At 66.1% G+C, this 17,954-nt stretch carries 18 protein-coding genes and 4 pseudogenes; 13 read left to right on the top strand and 9 right to left on the bottom strand.

What is annotated here, in order from left to right; translation table 11 throughout:
* Positions 1 to 29 precede the first annotated feature (29 nt).
* Complete coding sequence (locus LNW72_RS00190) at positions 30 to 311, top strand: hypothetical protein (RefSeq protein ID WP_250973406.1); 282 nt, start codon at positions 30 to 32, stop codon at positions 309 to 311.
* On the opposite strand, the gene LNW72_RS41935 is transcribed toward LNW72_RS00190, so the two are convergent.
* From LNW72_RS41935 to LNW72_RS00175, 4 genes are all read right to left on the bottom strand, one after another.
* On the bottom strand, positions 259 to 786 hold the full coding sequence (locus LNW72_RS41935; protein ID WP_374117094.1) for a transposase: 528 nt from the start codon (positions 784 to 786) through the stop codon (positions 259 to 261). The two genes, LNW72_RS00190 and LNW72_RS41935, sit on opposite strands and share 53 nt — an antisense overlap.
* A 196-nt stretch (positions 787 to 982) precedes the next feature.
* Positions 983 to 1,168: a transposase gene (locus LNW72_RS41930; RefSeq protein ID WP_374117386.1), complete on the bottom strand. Its 186-nt coding sequence runs from the start codon at positions 1,166 to 1,168 to the stop codon at positions 983 to 985.
* Between the two features lie 56 nt (positions 1,169 to 1,224).
* Complete coding sequence (locus LNW72_RS00180; protein WP_250973405.1) at positions 1,225 to 1,698, bottom strand: hypothetical protein; 474 nt, start codon at positions 1,696 to 1,698, stop codon at positions 1,225 to 1,227.
* Between the two features lie 95 nt (positions 1,699 to 1,793).
* A complete protein-coding gene (locus tag LNW72_RS00175; RefSeq protein WP_250973404.1) occupies positions 1,794 to 3,326 on the bottom strand; it encodes a hypothetical protein in 1,533 nt (510 codons plus the stop codon).
* 189 nt (positions 3,327 to 3,515) lie between these two features.
* Between LNW72_RS00175 and LNW72_RS00170 the strand changes: the two are divergent.
* The 5 genes and pseudogenes from LNW72_RS00170 to LNW72_RS00150 all read left to right on the top strand — a co-directional run.
* Positions 3,516 to 3,683 (top strand): annotated as a pseudogene (locus LNW72_RS00170) (GntR family transcriptional regulator); the annotation flags it as partial.
* Positions 3,684 to 3,900: 217 nt separating this feature from the next.
* Positions 3,901 to 4,221, top strand: coding sequence for an FCD domain-containing protein (locus tag LNW72_RS00165; protein ID WP_250973403.1), 321 nt, complete (start codon positions 3,901 to 3,903; stop codon positions 4,219 to 4,221).
* The gene (locus LNW72_RS00160) at positions 4,221 to 5,705 is read left to right on the top strand and encodes a hypothetical protein (RefSeq protein ID WP_250973402.1); all 1,485 of its coding nucleotides are present in this window, start codon (positions 4,221 to 4,223) and stop codon (positions 5,703 to 5,705) included. The genes LNW72_RS00165 and LNW72_RS00160 overlap by 1 nt, the downstream gene beginning before the upstream one ends.
* A 401-nt stretch (positions 5,706 to 6,106) precedes the next feature.
* Positions 6,107 to 6,517 carry a VOC family protein gene (locus tag LNW72_RS00155; RefSeq protein WP_250973401.1) on the top strand — a complete coding sequence of 137 codons (411 nt, stop codon included), beginning with the start codon at positions 6,107 to 6,109 and terminating at the stop codon, positions 6,515 to 6,517.
* Between the two features lie 47 nt (positions 6,518 to 6,564).
* Positions 6,565 to 7,023: a DHCW motif cupin fold protein gene (locus tag LNW72_RS00150; RefSeq protein WP_250973400.1), complete on the top strand. Its 459-nt coding sequence runs from the start codon at positions 6,565 to 6,567 to the stop codon at positions 7,021 to 7,023.
* 215 nt (positions 7,024 to 7,238) lie between these two features.
* Here LNW72_RS00150 and LNW72_RS00145 read toward each other — a convergent pair.
* Positions 7,239 to 7,596, bottom strand: a pseudogene (locus LNW72_RS00145) (transposase family protein); the annotation flags it as partial.
* Positions 7,597 to 7,971: 375 nt separating this feature from the next.
* On the opposite strand from LNW72_RS00145, the pseudogene LNW72_RS00140 reads away from it, so the two are divergent.
* Positions 7,972 to 8,301, top strand: a pseudogene (locus tag LNW72_RS00140) (transposase); the annotation flags it as partial.
* A 59-nt stretch (positions 8,302 to 8,360) separates the two neighbouring features.
* Here the strand turns inward: LNW72_RS00140 and LNW72_RS00135 are convergent.
* Both LNW72_RS00135 and LNW72_RS00130 read right to left on the bottom strand, forming a co-directional pair.
* The gene (locus LNW72_RS00135) at positions 8,361 to 8,537 is read right to left on the bottom strand and encodes a hypothetical protein (RefSeq protein WP_250973399.1); all 177 of its coding nucleotides are present in this window, start codon (positions 8,535 to 8,537) and stop codon (positions 8,361 to 8,363) included.
* A 303-nt stretch (positions 8,538 to 8,840) separates the two neighbouring features.
* Positions 8,841 to 10,817 (bottom strand): hypothetical protein, encoded by a 1,977-nt coding sequence (locus tag LNW72_RS00130; protein ID WP_250973398.1) that lies wholly within the window; start codon positions 10,815 to 10,817, stop codon positions 8,841 to 8,843.
* Positions 10,818 to 11,542: 725 nt separating this feature from the next.
* Here LNW72_RS00130 and LNW72_RS00125 point away from each other — a divergent pair.
* The 3 genes from LNW72_RS00125 (at position 11,543) to LNW72_RS00115 (ending at position 14,352) form a co-directional block, all read left to right on the top strand.
* Positions 11,543 to 12,262, top strand: a complete 720-nt coding sequence (locus tag LNW72_RS00125; protein WP_250973397.1) for a hypothetical protein — start codon at positions 11,543 to 11,545, stop codon at positions 12,260 to 12,262.
* Positions 12,234 to 12,599, top strand: coding sequence for a hypothetical protein (locus tag LNW72_RS00120; protein WP_250973396.1), 366 nt, complete (start codon positions 12,234 to 12,236; stop codon positions 12,597 to 12,599). The genes LNW72_RS00125 and LNW72_RS00120 overlap by 29 nt, the downstream gene beginning before the upstream one ends.
* A gap of 526 nt (positions 12,600 to 13,125) precedes the next feature.
* On the top strand, positions 13,126 to 14,352 hold the full coding sequence (locus tag LNW72_RS00115) for a site-2 protease family protein (RefSeq protein WP_250979961.1): 1,227 nt from the start codon (positions 13,126 to 13,128) through the stop codon (positions 14,350 to 14,352).
* Between the two features lie 171 nt (positions 14,353 to 14,523).
* Here LNW72_RS00115 and LNW72_RS00110 read toward each other — a convergent pair whose 3' ends face one another.
* The gene (locus tag LNW72_RS00110; RefSeq protein WP_250973395.1) at positions 14,524 to 14,763 is read right to left on the bottom strand and encodes a hypothetical protein; all 240 of its coding nucleotides are present in this window, start codon (positions 14,761 to 14,763) and stop codon (positions 14,524 to 14,526) included.
* A 340-nt stretch (positions 14,764 to 15,103) separates the two neighbouring features.
* Between LNW72_RS00110 and LNW72_RS00105 the strand changes: the two are divergent.
* From LNW72_RS00105 to LNW72_RS00095, 3 genes and pseudogenes are all read left to right on the top strand, one after another.
* Positions 15,104 to 15,666: pseudogene (locus LNW72_RS00105) on the top strand (transposase); the annotation flags it as partial.
* A gap of 301 nt (positions 15,667 to 15,967) precedes the next feature.
* Positions 15,968 to 16,162: an acyltransferase gene (locus LNW72_RS41925; protein WP_374117093.1), complete on the top strand. Its 195-nt coding sequence runs from the start codon at positions 15,968 to 15,970 to the stop codon at positions 16,160 to 16,162.
* Between the two features lie 3 nt (positions 16,163 to 16,165).
* Positions 16,166 to 16,756: a hypothetical protein gene (locus LNW72_RS00095; RefSeq protein WP_250973394.1), complete on the top strand. Its 591-nt coding sequence runs from the start codon at positions 16,166 to 16,168 to the stop codon at positions 16,754 to 16,756.
* Here LNW72_RS00095 and LNW72_RS00090 read toward each other — a convergent pair.
* Positions 16,692 to 17,621 carry an ISAs1 family transposase gene (locus LNW72_RS00090; RefSeq protein ID WP_250973393.1) on the bottom strand — a complete coding sequence of 310 codons (930 nt, stop codon included), beginning with the start codon at positions 17,619 to 17,621 and terminating at the stop codon, positions 16,692 to 16,694. The genes LNW72_RS00095 and LNW72_RS00090 overlap by 65 nt on opposite strands.
* Positions 17,622 to 17,954: the final 333 nt, after the last annotated feature.

The following is a 17,954-nucleotide window of genomic DNA, read 5'->3' as shown; positions in this document are numbered from 1 at the left end:
AGCGCCAACCATGCACGAGCTCGTTAGCCGTGGAGAGCAACACCGCCGTCCGGTCCGACGGCAGCGTCGCGGTCGTCCAGCAAACCTGCAACGCGAACGACGAGAAGCAGTGGTGGCACCTCCCCAACTGGACCCACAGCGGGAGGTCGTTCGGCGGCGGCCTGATCGAGTCGTTCACCCTGCTCACCGACGGCGTCCTGGACGTGACCGGATCGCATTCCGCCAACGGCACGCCCCTGGAGACATACGCGGATAACCTCACCGCCGCCCAACTGTGGGGACCGTCGGCCGGCTGCACATGCTATCAGTGAACCAGCGGCCTGAAACTGAGTACTCATACCTATTGGTCCCGACAGACCAGAAGCCGGTACCTCCGTGCAGAGGTACCGGCTTACTCATCGAAGCTCCGACCGAGCAGCGTCTCCGCAGAGCTGCTGAGCCTCGCTCCGGGCCCGACCGGCTGCCGGCCTTCTCGGGAATCGTGTGCCGGATGCCCCGTTGCCGCAGATAGTCCCGGCAGAGCCCGTTGCTATAGGCCTTGCCGGCCGCGACGCTGTCCGGCTTCTTGCGCGGCCTGCCCGGCCCGAGCTTCGGGACGCGGATCTTCTCCAGAACCGGCTTGAACTGCGTGCAATCCGTCCGATGACCTGGTCTGACGACCAGGGCCAGCGGGCGGCAGCGGCCGTCCCCACTCAGGTGGAGCTTGGTGGTGAACCCCCCGCGCGAGCGGCCCAGACCCTCACCTCCCGCACCACCTCCACCAGACAGGCGTGCAGGCTCTGCCACGGCGTTTCGTCCTGATGTTCTGGCCCTTCGGCCCCCTTTGACGCGGGGGCCGGCGGCGGGTCGGTGCGGGCGCCCACACGATGGTGGAGTCGACCGAGACGTCCCAGTCGATCTCCCCGGCCGCGTCGGCCTGGGCCTGAGCCTGCTGGAGCAGACGCTCCCACGTCCCGTCGGCTGACCACAGCCGGTGCCGTTCCTAGACGGTCGTCCATGGCCCGAATCGTTCGGGCAGGTCACGCCACTGCACGCCGGTCCGTACCCGGTGCAGAATCCCGTCGATCACCTGCCGGTGATCCCGCCACCGGCCACAACGCCTGTTGCTGACTGGCAGGAACGGCCGCAGCCGTTCCCACTCGGCATCACTCAGATCACCCCGCCCCATGACAGGAAGAACGACCAGACCACGCGCCATTTACAAGATCACACGAATCCTGCTCCCTACTCCGTGACGAAGGGCGTGTATCCGACCGAGACCTCGCTCACCTGAAGGTCCGAGAAGAGCAAGGTCAGGTTGTGTGCGCTGGTCTCAATGCGTACCTCATGGAAGTCGATCCCGAGGGCCTTCGACCAGCGGCGGGTCTCCTCCGACTCAGGGCGAAGCTTGGCTCCCGGGTACAGACCATGCCACTTCACGCCCCAGACGTATCCGTCGAGGTCGATACCGGTTCCGTGGTCGATGAGCCGGTCGTCCAAAGAGATACGCCAGGTCTCCGCCGGCACTGACGTCTCGCATCGGGCCTCGACGCAGTACCGGAAGAGATACCGCAGGTGGGACGGCGTGATGCCCGTACGGGGATCACGCGTCGCGTAGACGATGACCTCGTAGTCGCGCATGTAGTCGGTGTATCCGTGGTGCACGACAGCATGATCGAAGGTCTCGTCCAGCATCTGCGCAAGTACGGCGGTATCCATGCCGTCCTTCTACCTCACTCGACGAGACCTTCGACAACGAGATACACGGGTGTCAGACGCCATCGCCTCAAAGATCGACCGGACAGGTCCTAGCGTCAGACGTCGATCCTCTGAGTGCGGGGCGCACTGCCCGCATTGCCGACAAACGAGTCCACGAACTGGAGGCAACTGGTGGGCGAGTTCGTGTTGCATGCGGTCTGGCCCAGAGCATTGTCGAGAGTTACCTGGATCACGTAGCTGTGGCCCTGAATGGGATTGAACGTGAAACGCGCAGGTGTGGACCCGAAGCCGCACGGGTGGTCTGTCGGGACTCCCGACAAGGTCGAGACCTTGTTGAAGGTGCCTCCCGCAAGGTCCTTGACCCAGACAAAGATGTTCAGGCCCTGGTTACCAGTGGCACTGTGCGCGACGTGGTTGCAGTTCTCGATGGTGTACGAGCTGTGCTGCTGCGTGGCCGGCGGGGTGGTCGGCGGCGTGGTCGGCGGCGGCGGCGGGACAACAGGCGTCACAAAGGCGATACCGGGAGTCGAGTGCGGGGCCATGGTCAAGCCGGTGTCGACCGTTCGGCTGGCGGAGTCGAAGGTCACCAGGTGGTTGGATCCGGCACCGATGAACGCCACCTTCCAGCTGTGGTCAACGGGACTGCTGGCGATCTCCGGACTTCCGTCCGGAATATGACCGCTCTTCACGACTCCGCCCTGAGTGCCCGTCACCCACAAGGTGCCGTCGGACGCGACGAACGCAACCTGGTAACCACCAGTCTGCGAGTTCGCAATGGAGGGGCTGGTTCCGGTGTTCATGGCGGACCCGGTCTTGGTCGCCACAACGTTGCCAAGGCCGCTGCCAGCCATGAGCCACAGCCGACTGTCATCGGCTTGTGCCGCAATCATGAAACCGTCACCTGATGAGGCGATGCTGGCGTTGGTACCGGGCTGCACCTTGAAGTCCGTCACCGTGTGGACTATGCGGTCGGGGCCTATGTACACCACGTTCCGATTGGCGTCGACCCACGCCGCCTCCCAGAACCCAAATGCACCCACCCGCGTGATATCGGGACTGGTATTGGGCGCTGCTGGGTCATCAATGACGTCGGGCACGCTGTTCGGACCACTCCCCACGACAAGATTCATCTTGCCGTTTGCTGCGAATACCATCTTGAATGCGCCGTTGTTATTGTCGCCATCGACTGCAGGGCTGGAATTCGCAGGCAGCGAGAAACCCCCAATTGCCGTCGTCACCGGCGCCGCCGAGAAAGGATCACCCTGCCACAGACCGCGATTCGAATCCGCGAATGCTGTGACAAAACCACCATTAGCTATGTTGGCCACGGAGGGATTCGTACCTGCAGCCAAAGCGGAGTTCGTCTTGGTTTGCGTGCCGTCTGGGGCAATCATCCACTGCCGACTGTCGCTGTCCTTCATGGTCAGCTCATAGCCCGACGGCGTGGCCGCCGCAGCCGAAGCAGCCTGCGCGCTCGACGCCAGCGGAGACGCCACGGCAAGGGCACCGCCCGCGATCACCGACAGTGCAGCAGTCGCAGCCATCACCAACGAAGTCGTGCGCCTGGCCGACGGGGTTGCGCCGGGAGAAGTCCCGGCCTTCAGGCCCCCTGTTTTGAACAAACTCATTCCTTGGACTCCCATTCACAAGCAGTATCGATACTGGGACAAATAGGGACAACGTGATGAGTCAGGCATGAAGCGAAGTCTGCAGCGCCCACCCAAGCTGTCACTACCGCCCCCAATTTAACGAGACCACCGATCGGGATGCCTGAGTGGTCACTGCTCAAAGACCTTTGAACCACTGGTCGGAATCTGATGGGTTATCCGATGGAGACGCTGCCGCGCGAGACGATCGTCGATGTCCTGGAGGGCCGGCTGCAGAGGGACGTCCTGTCCGGACGGCATCCCGCAGGGAGTTATCTGCCGCCCGAGCGGGAGCTCGCCGACGGCTACGGGGTGACCCGGACGACGCTCAAGCATGCCTTCGGCCGTCTGGTGCAGGCGGGTCTCCTGGAGACCCGCCGCGGCGTGGGGACGCGCGTGCGCGACTTCCTCCGGCTCGGAGGCGCGGACCTGCTCCCGATGCTGGTCCGGCACGACGCGGGATGGCTCGAGGAGATCTTCGAAGTGCGGCGCCGCGTCCGGGTCACTGATCGCGGAACGCGCAGCCGAGCGGGCCACCCGGGCCCAATGCGCCGAATTGCGCTTGCTGCTGGAAGCGGTCGGCGCCGGTGCGGACCCGGACGCGGTGCAGCTCGCGGACGTCGAGGTGCACCGGGCGCTGGCGCGCGCGACGGGCAACCGTGTCTATGTACTGCTGACCAACACATTGTTCAACGCCTATCTGCCGATGCGGTCGCATCTGGCACACCCCTTCCAGGACGCACGGCAGGCCTGCACGCGCCTGGAACCGGTGGTCGCCGCCGTGGAGAACGGTGACTGTACCGCCGCGCACGAGGCGGCACAGGCGTCTCTGACCGCAACCGAACAGCTCATGCTCGACGGCATGGGGGGCCATTGATGGCCGGTCACGCTCACGGCCTCGCGATCACGGGGACGTTGGAAATCTCTCCCGTGGCTCGGCGCCGGATGCACTATCGGCTGGAGTTCTACTTCGGCGCGGAGCGCTGCACGTTGGAGGGGTGGAAGTCCGTGACGCCCCTGCGGCCGCTGGCGTCCATGACGGTGCTGCCGTTCGTCTTGACCAACGAGGGCGAACGGATCGGCCACGGCACGGTTCGATTCAGTCTGGCCACCGCGCTCGTACCGTTCCTCGTGAGTTTCCGCTTCCCTCGTCGGGAGCGGCATCAGCAGTGGGCGCCTCGTTGGAAGGGACAGCCTGGACGCACTGAAGTCTGGTACACCACCGCGACCGACCAGGCGACCGGCACCGGGCTGTGGCTTCACCATGAACTCACCGCCCCCACCGACGGATCGCAGCCAGTCGCCCACGGCTGGGCCGCGCTCTTCCCCCCGGACAGGCAGGTGCAGCACGCGCGGTTCGGCCCCGCACCCTGGCACACGCCCGCCGCGGGTTTCGCCGCCGCGGGTGTCGAAGCGCTGCCCGGGCGGTTGCGCGGCAGAGCCGGATCCCTGCACTGGGATCTGGTGGAGACGCCCGAGCGAGCGCCGCTATACACCTTCCCGCGCTGGTCATGGCGCCACCCCCTGCTACCTGCCGCACAGATGGTCCCGGCCGCCACGGCCCGATACACGGGAACCGTCCGGCACGGCGACATCGAACTGACACTGCGCGACGCGTCCGGTGCGACGGCCAGGATCTACGGACACGACAACGCCCGCCGCTGGGCCTGGCTTCACGCGGACCTCGGCGGTGGGGACGTCCTGGAGATCATCGCCGCCATCTCCATGCGTCCCGGCCTCGACCGGCTGCCACCGCTGGTCTTCCTGCGGTGGCGCACTGGCGGCCGTACCTGGCCACGCGGCGGGCTGCGCACCGCGATCGGCTGGGCCGGGATCAGCCGTTTCACCGCCCGGATCGCTTGCCCACCTGGACGGTCAGCGGGCGCGCAGGCCTGCGGCGCATCCACGTCGAAGTCACCCAACCGGTTTCGCGCACCCTTGCTCTGGAATACACCGACCCCGACGGCAGCCACGCCCTATGCCGCAACAGCGAGAGCGCTGACGCGCGGATCCTGTTGGAACCGTGGTGGGGCAGGACGAATGGACACTCGACGCGACGGCGCACGCAGAAGGCGGCGATGCGGTGGTTGGTGGGGTGGAGCGGTGGGCGGCTCGACGTGGTACGCACTTCGCATCAGGGCTGCGTCGTTCTCGTGGCTGGGCGGCGGGGCGGGCGCCGCGCACACGGTCTTGCGGTCCACCGCGAGAATGGGTGCGGGCGGGCTGGTCTGCGCGGCGGCCCGGCCACGGGACCGGCTCGGCCAGGCGCGGATCGCCGCACCCAGCGCGTCAGCATCAACTCTTTGGAGCACGCGCCGCACGGTGGCCTCGCGAGGCTGCCAGCCCGGCGTCGGGGATTGAGGGCATCTCGCCATGTTTCCGGCACCACCGATTTCCCACGGCGCTTGATATCGCCGCAGGCGATCGCCACATCCTCGTTGGTCGGCCCCTCGGTGATTTTTTCCAGAAGGAACGCTCCACTCTGGCGGACCAGTGTTCTGCCGGCGACGGCATCGCCGGATGTCTCGTCACGCCGGGCCTGCCCTGTCGGCCGCCGACCTCTCGGTTCGCCTTGCCAGGGATGCCCGGCACAAGCCCTTGTCCTACGAGCTGATCCTTACATGGTGCCCGGCGAAGCATCACAAGGCGTTGGCATGACGCCACAGATTCGAACGCGTCATCGACAGATGAGCAATGGTTACTCACTCTTCTCGCTGGCAAGGTTCTAGTGTTTCCTTAACGAGCGAGAGGCGAGGTAATTTATGACTGAGTTTCCCGGGCTTTCACACGTGGCTCTCACCGTTTTCGATCTGGAAACAAGTGTGGAATGGTACAGGCGGGTAACCGATTCCGATCCGGTCCTCGACGAGGACACAGGGCCCTTCCGTCATGTGGTGTTCGCTCTCAACGGCGGGGCACTGCTTGGACTCCACCAGTTCCCCTCGGGGGAGACCCCCTCCGCTGAAGGGAGAGGGGGGTTCGACGAGCGCCGCCAGGGTCTAGACCACGTAGCCTTCGCCTGTGCAGACCGTGCCGAACTGGAGGGATGGGAACGGCATCTCGACGGTCTCGGAGTCGCACACGGCGGGATCGTCGACGCACACTACGGCTCCGGGCTCTCATTTCGTGATCCTGACAACATCGCGCTCGAGTTCTTCGCGCCGCCCTCCTGATCCAGGAGGGCCGAACCCGTGCGCCCCCGGTTCGTGGGAATGAGTGGATGGCGCTCCGGCAGGGGTCGGAGCGCCATCCACTCATTCCCACGAACCGGGGGAAAACCCTTTCGACTCCGTCGCGGGACTTCCCGGAAGTCATCTCGGTCTGCCGGAACCTCATATACAATTCGAGGATGAAAATGAACGATATACCCTTCGGAATCACCGACTGGTCGCAGGTTCCCGTATCCGAACACCCTGGCGAGACCGGGAGTGCGACCTGGAAGACCTGTGAGTTCGGCTCCACAAGGGTCCGCATGGTCGAGTACAGCCCCGGATACCTGGCCGACCACTGGTGCAACCGGGGTCACATCCTCCTGGTGCTGGAGGGGGCCCTTACCACGGAGCTGGCCAACGGTGAGGTCGTCACGGTCGAGGCCGGGAGCAGTTATCAGGTGGGAAACGACGTGGAGGCCCACCGCTCCAGTACTCGTGAGGGCGTCCGTCTCTTCATTGTGGACTGACGGTCGCACCGGCCGACGTTATGCAGTGGCCTGACCGGCGGAGAACGGACGAACCGGTCAGCCGTGCAGGCCGGCGCTCCAGGAGGGATGGCCACGGGCGCGGGTCTGCCGGGCTGCGTTGCGGGTGGTGGCGGCAGCGAAGCTGATGACAACCCTGCGGTGCATCGCAGCCGTTTGCGGCTCCGCCGCCCTGACCGTTACCGGCGCACTCACTGCTCCTTGGCCGCCCCCGAGACCTGGCTGGTCAGACGCGTGGTGCGGCGCTGAAGGCGTTCCAATAACCCCGGTACTTGCTCGAGGAAGGTCTGCCGACGACACCCCAGGACTGGGCAGACCAGACGTCGCACCTGAACGTTGACCACGACCGGGCGGCTGTCGACTGGCACATCCGCAACTGTCCGGCCGTGGTACCCGTGCACTGTGCCTGTGGGCCCCGCATATCGGGCAGGGAAAGGGAACGTCCGGGGTCCGGGTCGGGACCCGGGTCACCTCGCCGTCGTCCACCACATCATCCATGACCAGCGCCGAGAGCCCTGACAACGCCGTTGCCACAGGAGAGTTGACGTCGTGCATTTGCTTCGACGAGACCCGTCACATGTCGTCACCACTGACGACAGAGCAGAGCCGAGGACTGGACAGACCCGTGACATGCGTACCGGGTACCTGCGTGGTGAACTGGGCGTCGGCCACGACGCGGGAATTCATCAGGAGCAGTCGTTGTGTGGCCCGCCTGCAGACTTCGGGGGGCTCCGTCAGCAGGCGGGCCGGCAGCTCGGCCAGGGGAGGGCGTTTTCCAGCCTCACTGCGTACACGGGAACGAGTGGCCTCATGCCCTCCGTTGCCGCGTCAGTATCCATATTCGCCTACCGTCGGCGATCGCTCCGAGAGTAACCCCTACTCCAATTTCCCTTGATGCCCCGGCGCCGAAGCAGTCGCCGTGTTTACTGAAGGGCTCGTAAACGAGCGGACCGCTGGACCTGGATCCTGATCGTCGCCCACACACAGCTTCGACTGGCCCGGCCACTTGCCGTGGACCTTCGCAGGCCCTGGGAGAAGCCCACCACCCTCGACCGGCTCACTCCGGCACGGGTCCGCCGGGGGTTCAGGAACATCCGCGCTCACCTCGCCTGCCCGGCCCGTGTTCCCAAACCCCGAGGAGCTGGCCCTGGACGGCCTCCCGGCGCCAAGAACAAGCACCGGGCACCCCGCTACGACGTCGGCAAGACCGTCAACCGCCCCGAGACCCTCAAGGCCATCGGCAAGCCCGGAAGATCTTGGTGGATAAAGAACAAGCTCAGGCCAGGCGTTCGTGTGGGACGCGCGCGTGATGCCGTTTGCTACGACCGTTCTTCGGTCAGGCCGCTTGCGGTGTTCTCCAGGTAGAGCAGGACCCATTCGACTCCCGCCTGCCACCCGTGTTCTGCGCTGGCATAGCGGCCTTCGGCGTCGGCCAGGACGCGGGCGGCAAGGGTGCGAAGGTCGCTCTGCAGTCCTTGCCGTTGGGTGGTTTCCATGGCCCGATGCATCTCGTCGGGGATCTCCCGGGGGGCTTGCCGTTACCCCTCAACTGTGAAGGACGGAACCGGCCAGAGCCATACCCCAAGGTCAACGAAGGGTGGACCCGCACGGGACCCCGGGGGCCATGACGCTCCCGGGGTCCCGCTGTGCACTTCGCTGACGGACCGTTCAACGACCGGGCATGCCCGGTGTTACGCCCGTGCTGGGACCGAGGTGCGGACTGAACGGCATCCGTCACAGGACGGGGAAGTGACCCGGTGGCTCCCGTCGCCGGACGTGCCGGCGACGGGAGCGCACGGTCACAAGGTGCCGGACGGGCTGGCTCCTGCATTCATGCCGGTCCCGCTGTCGTGCGGGACGTTGCTGGGGTCGACGGTCCACAGGTGGTTGTTGGTGCCGTGGAAGGCGAACTCGAAGCCGTTGTTGGTCAGGGACGTGATGGCGGGGCTGGTGCCGTGGGCGACCTGGACGCCGCCGGCGGCGTTGCGGTTGCCGCCGTCGCCGACCTCGGCGAGGTTGCCGTCCCAGGCGTTGATGGCGGTTTCGTAGCCGCCGGTGGGCAGTGCGGTGATGGCTGGGCTGGTGGACGGCCACATGATGGCGGTGGTGTCGTTGGTGACGCCGTGGGAGTCGTAGGTGATGAGGTGGTTGGTGGTGTTGCCCTCGAAGGCGATCTTCCAACCGCCGTTGGCGTCGGCGGCGATGGCCGGGCTGGAGGCGGGGATGTGGCCGATGGGGTGCGAGGTACCACCGGGGATCCCGGCGTCCTGCGAGTACAGCTTGCCGTCCGAGCCGACGAACGCGATCTCGTAGCCGCCCGTCGACAGGTGCGCGATGGACGGGTCGGTGCCGGTGTTCATCGCGGAGTTGGTCTTAATGGCGTGGCCCGCCGAGTCAAGCGTCCACAGCCGGCTGGTGTCGTCCTGGAAGGTGACCATCCACCCGCCAGCACTGTCCGCCGCGATCGACGGACTGGTACCAGGCCACAACTTGTGCCCAGTGGGTGTACCCGTACCACCGGGGATACCGGCGTCCTGCACCCACAACTGACCACTGGTGTCCACAAACGCGATCTTGAAGCCACCGGTCGACAACCTCGCGATCGACGGCCGCGTCCCGGACAGCATCGTTGAGAGCGTCTCGAAGGGGAAGCCGTCGACCGACAGGGTCGAAAGGTGGTTGTCCGCCGCCTCGAAGGTGATGGGGGTGGCTGTTTCGAGCGCTGTGCCCGAGTTGACGGCGAAGGCGTAGGTTTCGGCTTCCGGGTCCGGCCGCGTCCCGTCGACCTTGACCGGGTTGCCGCCGGTCAGTTTCACATCGATGTGCAGCAAGAAGTGCCGCGACCCGCACGTGGATACGACCGGCACGTTCGGCAGCGAGTACGGGATGTTGAAGTGATGGACGGCCTTGGGAATCACGGTTGTCAGATCCCTGGTCTGCGTCACCCGGCACGTCCCTCCCGCCGCGTTCAGTTGGACGGCTTCGAGATGTGTGACGACTGTCGAGCTGTCAGAGTTGCCGTAGTCCCTGGAAAGACAGGACAGTGTGCCTTGGAAGCACGTGGTCAGTGCGGCGTTCCCGGCCACATCGATCGAGGTGGCGTAAGTCGCCGCCGACCACGACTGCGGTGGGGTACCGTCATTGCCGAGAAGCAGCGACTCCTTCGGCGACGGGCCACCAATGTAGGTGCAGTTCGGATCCTTCCCGGGAGAATCGCAAGACGGATTCTGCACCCACTGGGCACCCGCGTCATTGGCAGAGTCCGCCTTCAACCAGGTTGAGCCCGCCAACGCGGTCAACTGGCTCCCTTCGCCGTCCGCCACCAGGTTGCACCTGTACGTACCGGCAACCGGTGGCGTGAACAGCAGGGAGGGGTTGAGCGCCAGAGCGCCCGTGTCGGTATGGTTCTTGGCCGCGAACGCCGAGGGACCCACCTGTCTGCCACTCGCGTCGACACAGACGATGCCGGCGTCGAACGCCACCCCTGCCGGCTGACTGCTGACCGCATTGACCTGACCGAACAACCGACGTGACTCGCCAGCTTGAAGAGTCAAGGTGTCGGTCACCAAAACCTTCGACGAGAACTGAGTGCTCGCCACAAGCGAGATCATCTCTGGCGCTGGAAGAACGGAAGCTGCCGCATGTGTGGCCGGTATGACGGACGAGGCAAACGCCCCGACCGCCAGGACTGCGACAGCGAACCACCTGCCCGCCACCGGCAATCCCGGTGGTACCACAGCCGACGGGACCTGTCCGGCAGACTGAAAGGACTTCAAAGCACATCCCTCACATCAAGAGAAGAAACGGACGTCCTGCAAGCCCGGACCGGGGTCTCCCCGGATACGCCCCCGGTCAAATTCCTTGCTTGTCCAAGTCGAGATACGCAGGAGAATCGCATTCCACTCATCTCAGCCATCATCTACTTCCCAGGCGGATCAGAGCCGCCAAGGATGCGGCTCACCATACTTCACAACTCACAGACCGGCAGCAGTGACTAACGGGCCCTCAAGCGCCTGCCGGGAACGCGATGCCAGCTCGGCCAATATTTCTCCTGAGCATTCCATACTCATTCATTCGCAACGCCGCGAACGCTTCCCCTTCGGATGCCTAGAAATCCACCACTGAACCAGTGTATTTTTCCTCAAACTTGCCCGTACTCTTCCCCGAAACCGTTCCAAGCGCATTCAGCGCCGGAGACCGCCTTCGGCACATCCGCGTCGACCCCACACGCCTGTGCCGACCTGAAGCTCCCTCAGCAGCTCAAGGTGCCTATCCACAAGACAAGTACTTTTCGGCCGATGAAACTCACATCCCGTTCCGGTAAGCCGTCCGCTCAGGACTCCAAGGCCTGTCGATCCCGGTTCCGGGCACCCCTGGTCGCAGCCCTCGGCTCGGCGGCGGCCGTCGGCGGGTTGTCTCTCCGCAGGCCGCCTTCGCGTTCGATCCCATGCCGTAGACCACCCCGACCTTCGCCTATACGGACGGGCAGACCGGCAATCTGATGATCTGTCTGTCCAACGGAACCATCGCCGACTCCCACCGGCAGGTGTCGCCCGGCACCAGCCCGAGCATCACCGGCCTGCTGGCGGCCGGGCGCCGGGAGGTCGCCTTCCGCGAGGCCAACTCGCAACACCTGTGGCTGATGGGCCAGGAACTGAACCCCCGCGACACCGGCTCCTTCATCCAGCCGAACGCCAGCCTAGCCATCGCCACACTCACCAGGGGCAACGTCCAGGTCGCCTTCAACGGCCCCAGCAACCACCTCTTCCAGGGTGACGCCCACAGCGGCTCCGACACCGGCTCGTTCATCGCATCGGGCATCAGTCCTTCCATCGCCCCCACCGCCAACCAGACCTACGAAGTCGCGTTCGTCGGTCCGGGCAACGTCATCTGGGAAGGCGGCCCCACCGGCGGCGGACACATCGCAGCCAGCGCCACCGGCGGTGTGGTGAACGCTTCGGGTTCGCACGCGGCCGGGCGGGCGTCATCCTCGCCGCGGTCGCCGCGGTCACCTCGCTACGACGACCGGGTGCTCGAAGTCCCCAGCCGAGCCGGAATCCAAGGCCAGCCATCTGGTGGCGAGCAGTTCCTCGCCAGCGCCGACCGCTACCGCGGACAGCGGCGGCATCGTGTCCGCGAATGCGCTGTCGACCATCATGCTGCCGAAGGCCCCGAAGCCGCCGAAGAACGGCATGTGGTCGGATACGGACACGGGTGGTGACGGGAACGGTGACCGCCTCGCCAACTACGTCCTCGGCGAGCATCAGTACGTGTCGGTCGAGTTCATCGACTGCCGCAGGCCGGATGTCAAGTCGTATGCGGACAAGCCGACTGCTCAGCAGGGCATTTTCGAGTCCTGCTTCGACAAGCCGACCGGCATGCTGAAGGGCTACCCACTCCTCAAGCCCACTGATCCGCAGAATCCGTTCCGCGCGCTCCCCGTGGGGCACCTCACCGTCGAGGTCAGGCCCGGCGCCGTCGACGGCACCTCGATCAACGGTTCCGACATCGAGGCGTTCCTCGGGAGCCTCGACCTCGCGTCGATCGCCAAGCTGTAGTCCGCGACACGCGGCCAGGAACGCCGGGGCCCGCTGCCGTGCCGGTGGTCCGCATGCATGCGGCGGCTAGTCATGCGGACGAAGGCGTGCTCGACGCGGGCGCGGACTTTGACCTGATCGGCCTGCGCACACGGAACGTGATGCGCCACCGCCTCGCCGCGCTGTTTGTCTGAGATGGACATGAGTAACAGATGCTCTGTCAGATTCCTGATGGTCAGAGCAGTGTAGGAACGGAATCATCCCTCCTGCCGACCGGTGAAATCAGTGAGAATGCGCAGACTCGTGTCCAGATCCTTGGTGTTCGCTATTTTCGCGGTCATGCCGTTCGGCATGGCCCTCGGCGAGCCGCCCGTCAAGCAGCCGGTCACGCCCGGTATCGCCGCGCCGGGAACTCTGTGAATAGCGCAAGTGCGCACGCTGCGGCCTGGTGCTGCCCGAGCGGGCAGCACCAGGCACTGCGGGGCGGGCAGGAGTGTCTCCCGCGTGCGACCACATCGGAGGCCGAAGGGCCGACGTCGTGATCGTGATGGCGGGTGCGGTGGGCGTACTCCTCGGCGGGACGGTCGTCGTGGCGTCGATCGCCCTCCACGAAGCCGCTCACGCCGGTACGGCGAAGCTCTTCGGAATGAAGGTCGACAGACTGTTCTTCGGCTTCGGCCCGACGCTCTGGTCGACCCGCTCTGCGACCACTGAATACGGCGTGAAGGCCGTTCCTCTCGGCGGCTTCGCCGATATTCCCGGACTGGAACACGGGGAGGCACGCCGGCGGACCGGGGAATACGTCCTGCGGACGGCCGTCTGGAAACGGACAACGGTTCTGGCCGCCGGATCAACCACGCACTTCCTTCTCGGGTTCATCCTGTTCTGGACGGTCGCTGCGACCGCTTCGGTGGCGAACTCCGACAATCCGGGCCCGTACGTCGACGACCACCGCGCGCTCACGCAGCCGCCGTTCGTGAGCGTCCTGCCGCGACTCGGCAATTCGGCGGCTGCCTCGCCCACGGTCCCGGCCCCGGCCGGTCCGGCATGGTCGGCCGGACTGCGCGAAGGCGACCGGATCACTTCGGTGGGCCATCACCGGATTACCACGTACGGCGATCTGGTGCGCGTCGTTCCCGCGCTCAGCATCGGCCGCGCGGTCACCGTCGCCTACGTGCGGGACGGTGTGAGCCACCAGACCTCCGTGACCCCGGTTGCCGGCCGCAAACGTCCGCCCGGTGGAGCGGACGGCCCGAACACCGTTGTCACGGTCGGCATCGGACTGTCCTACGACCCCGCGCTTCCCAGAAGGCTGCGGTTCACAGCGGTGACCGCGGTTCCTGTCGCGGCTTCGTGGTTCGGAGAGATCATGGATCGAGCGGCCACGTCCCTCGACCCGACTGCCCACTCCTGGAACCCCATGACGTTCTTCACCAGTCGCCACCGAGATACACAGAGCCCCGTCAGCATCGTCGGCGTGGCACGCGCGAACGGCCAGGACTTCTCCTCCGGCCAGTACGGGAAGATGTTCGGTTCCCTCGCCGCGTTGAACATCTTCGCGGGATTTCTCAACCTCCTGCCGCTACCGCTGACGGACGGCGGTCGCATCGCGCTCGCCTGGTTTCGCGCACTCCCCTTCTTTCGCTCGTACGAGACGGGCCGCGACCCGGTCGTGGCGGTGTCGACGCTCCTGGTCTCCGGGACGGTGGTCCTCTTCTTTGCCTTCACCCTGCTGACGGCCATCGCCGACATCGTCAACCCCGTGACACCCTGACACGCCGTCCGGTCCCGGCGTCGAACAAGGACGTAGAAGGCGCCACAGTCACCGTCTTCGGCACGGTTGCGCAGCGCTGCTTCCATACCCGCTCGCCAAGCAACCTGTTGAGTCTCCGGCGGGCATGGACGACCCACCCGGGCCAGGGCGGGTCCGAATGCAGACGTGGCGTCACAGCCCTGCTTGATCGACCATCTGGCGCGTCGTGGTCACGGGAAGCAACCGGTTCGCGCGGTTCCCGCAGCGACGGCGGAATTGGCGGACTGGCGCGATCCACTTGCGGTCGGCCGCTAGCAGCACGAGGCTCGCAACCGCCAGCAGCAGCCCGTCGAGCGCGGCTGAACCGACCACCGATGCCAGCCAGCTGTTCCCGTAGGCCGGAATCAACCCGGCCATGTGGCCGTGGGCCATGGACGCGGACTCAACGGGCGGGGGAATCGGTATTGAAGGCATGGTCGTCATCCTTACGGTCAGCAATATTCTTAGGGACGAAGCAGCGCAGGTGGACCGACGGGGGCCGAGCGCGCAATTGACATGCGTTCCAGGAAGTTCCATCGTCGATCCCCTCCCCGCAGGCCGGGGGACACTCGGGAACCGGGGAGCAGACTTTCGCACCGGCCGCTGCGACTTCGAACATCTCCGTTCGGGTAGTTCGACGGGTCCCCTGCCCTCCTGCAGCCGCAGGGCGTGCGGGGGGCCGTCCCAGCCCAGCTGCGCCATCTGGTCGGGGAGTGAAGATCCCGGCGGTTTCGGCCTGTCGATGCGCCGGATCGCCGACCTGTATCCGGGCGAGGCGAAGACAGACGCGCGCGACGCGGCGGTGATCGCGGACGCGGCCCGTACCCTGCCGCACCCCCTGCGCTCGCTGGAGCTTACCGACGAGATCGCGGCCGAACTGACCGTCCTGGTGGGCTTCGACCAGGTCATCGCCGCCGAGGCCACCCGCACCTCCAACCGGATACGCGGCCTGCTCACCCAGTTCCACCCGTCGCTGGAGCGCGTCCTGGGACCCCGACTCGACCACCAGGCCGTCACCTGGCTGCTGGAGCGCTACGGCTCCCCGGCCGTCCTGCGCAAAGCCGGCCGCCGCCACCTCGTCGAGCTCATCCGGCCCGAGGCCCCGTGCATGGCCCAGCGGCTGATCGACAACCTCTTCGACGCGTTGGACGAGCAGACCGTCGTGGTCCCGGGGACCGGGACCCTCAACATCGTCGTGCCCTCCCTGGCCCGCTCACTCGCCGCCGTCCAGAACAGCGCCGGGCCCTGGAAGCCCAGATCAACGCCCTGCTGGAGGCCCACCCTCTTTCCCCGGTCCGCCTACCTCGCCGCGCTCAAGACCTGGCTCCCCATCGGAAAACTCGTCCACTCCCAGGGCGCACCGCATAACCCGAAACGCTCCGGCGTCCACCTCATCACCCCACCCACCTGGCAGATGCCTGACCTGCCCTCACCCCTGGGCGCCCGCAACGAACCCGGGAATCTGTGGGTCACCGAACCCACCCTCCGACTCCTCCTGCGCTGTACGAAACTCGGACTCTGCGACCCACCGACCCTTCACGAGTCGTGGACCTCTGGCGAGAGCACCGCGAACCGGGAAATCAGGCGCCCCGACTGGATGCACATCATCCGCTCACAAGCATTCGCGAACCTCTGGCTGAAAGCACATAAAGAACACACCGCAGGACTCACCGTAGTGGAAATGTCAGGAACCGATGAACTCCACGTAGCCGGCGACTGGCAGCAAGTCTTCCCCGAAGGCCGCGACCTCACCCAGGTCAAAGCCAAATCCTGCTACACCCTGGGAGAATAGGCCGTGACCGGCGGAGCAACCGACCTCTGGGGCGAATGGCAAAAACACGGCGCCCAAGGCATCAGCGGCGCGCGTGCCCTCGCCGCCGAACTCGACCGCATCGCCCACCAAGGCGGCATCGCCTCACCCGTCACCACCCACCGCGGCCTCACCGCCCGCCTGCGCTACCTCAGCAACGGACCCGGCCTCGAAGCCCTCCGCAAGAACGGCATCAGCGCCCGCCTGCTGCGCTCCTGGGGCCGGGGCGCCCATCCCAGCCGAGCCAAACTTCAAGCCGTGGACCGCGCCTACCAGGACCACCGCAAAGCGAACCTCGTACGCTCCGGGGCACTCAAACGCCTGCTGAACAACGGGGGACAAGGCCGGCGCATCGAAATCTACCCGGTAGACCAGTCACGAGTGGACGAGAAATACCGCCGACCCACCCTCAGCGAACGCTCCGTACAAGCCCGCTACATCTGGGACGACCTCATCACCGCCTGGGGCCGAGACGACGAAAACGCCCTGGACGAAATCTGGGACGACGTCATCACCGACCTCGACTCCCAATATGCGGCCTACGCATACGTGAGCTCCCTCGGCATCGGAGCATGAAACCCGCAGGGCCTGGCTGTGACCGAGGAAGAGGGTGCGACAGGTCCCTGGTCTTTGGCGGAGATGCACGTGGTAGCGCCGCGGTTGTGGCAGCGACCGGCTCGGGTTCCGGCCCAGCCGGCAGGGGATTGCAAAGTCTGATGATCTTATGAGTGGGTTGGTCAGGCGATGCCCAGGAGGTCAAGCGGGCGGGTGAACGGTTCGTAGGAGGCATGTCGGAGGCCGGCGGCGACGTTCTGGTGCCTGGCTGTGCGGACGATGATGATCGCCAGGTTGCGCAGGTTTGCCATGTTCTCGCGTGGCCGGTTCGGATCTTCGGGGCGTCCTCGCGGAAGGTGGTGTCGCGAACGAAGTGAAACCGGTCCTCGATGGTCCACTGCGAGCGGGCGAGCCGGCCGAGCCGTTGCGGCGATGCCTGATGTGAGGTCAGGTCCCCGACCGCGTAAACGGTCTCGCGGCTGGCCTTGCCGGTCGTCAGGTCGGTGCGGTGGCGCAGGATGCGTACGGCCTGGGCTGCGTGGGGGAAGTCCAGGCCGAGGTCGGTGATGGTGAGTGCCCTGGTCGCCCGGGTCTCTCGGCGACCGTGGCCGGTCTCGCGGTCGTAACGGCGCGAGGTGACGTCCTTCCATGGCAATGACCGCAGCCGGCGGTGCAATTCGGGCTGGTTGGCCTTGACCACGAACAGGTAGTGGGCCTTCTTCTCCTCGACGAGGAAGCGGACGTGGCCGCGCTGGGTGTGGAGCGCGTCCGCTGTGATAGTGACCCCGGTCAGGTCGAAGGACTCCAGCAGCGCCGCGGAGCAGGTGATCTCATTCGTCTTGTCGGGGACGCGCAGTTGGGTGACGGTCCGGCCGTCGCCGGTCATCGCGGCCAGGAGGTGGGCGGCGGGCGAGGTGCCCGGGAGCCGCGGGCGGCCTTGCCGTCGATAGCCAGTGATTCCGAGCCGGCGGGATCCGCGCCGGTCAGATCGGCCAGGCCGCCGGGGCAGGCCATGCCGACGACCCGGCGGATTGTCGCGACACTCGGCGTGCCCGTACGCTGGGTGCCCCAACGACGCGGGCGTCCAGCCGGGCCAGGGCGTGCTGCGGGGCGTTCGCGGCCCACTGGCCGATGGCCGCGAACGACTGCATACCGCCCGACGACGGCGGAGGCGGCAATCAGCAGCACGGCCACGAACGGCTGACGCACCCCTCGGCGC

This window comes from Streptomyces sp. RKAG293 (assembly GCF_023701745.1).
Classification (GTDB): domain Bacteria; phylum Actinomycetota; class Actinomycetes; order Streptomycetales; family Streptomycetaceae; genus Actinacidiphila.
The sequence above is the reverse complement of the archived record's forward strand: the minus strand, read 5'-3'. Positions and strand labels throughout refer to the sequence as shown.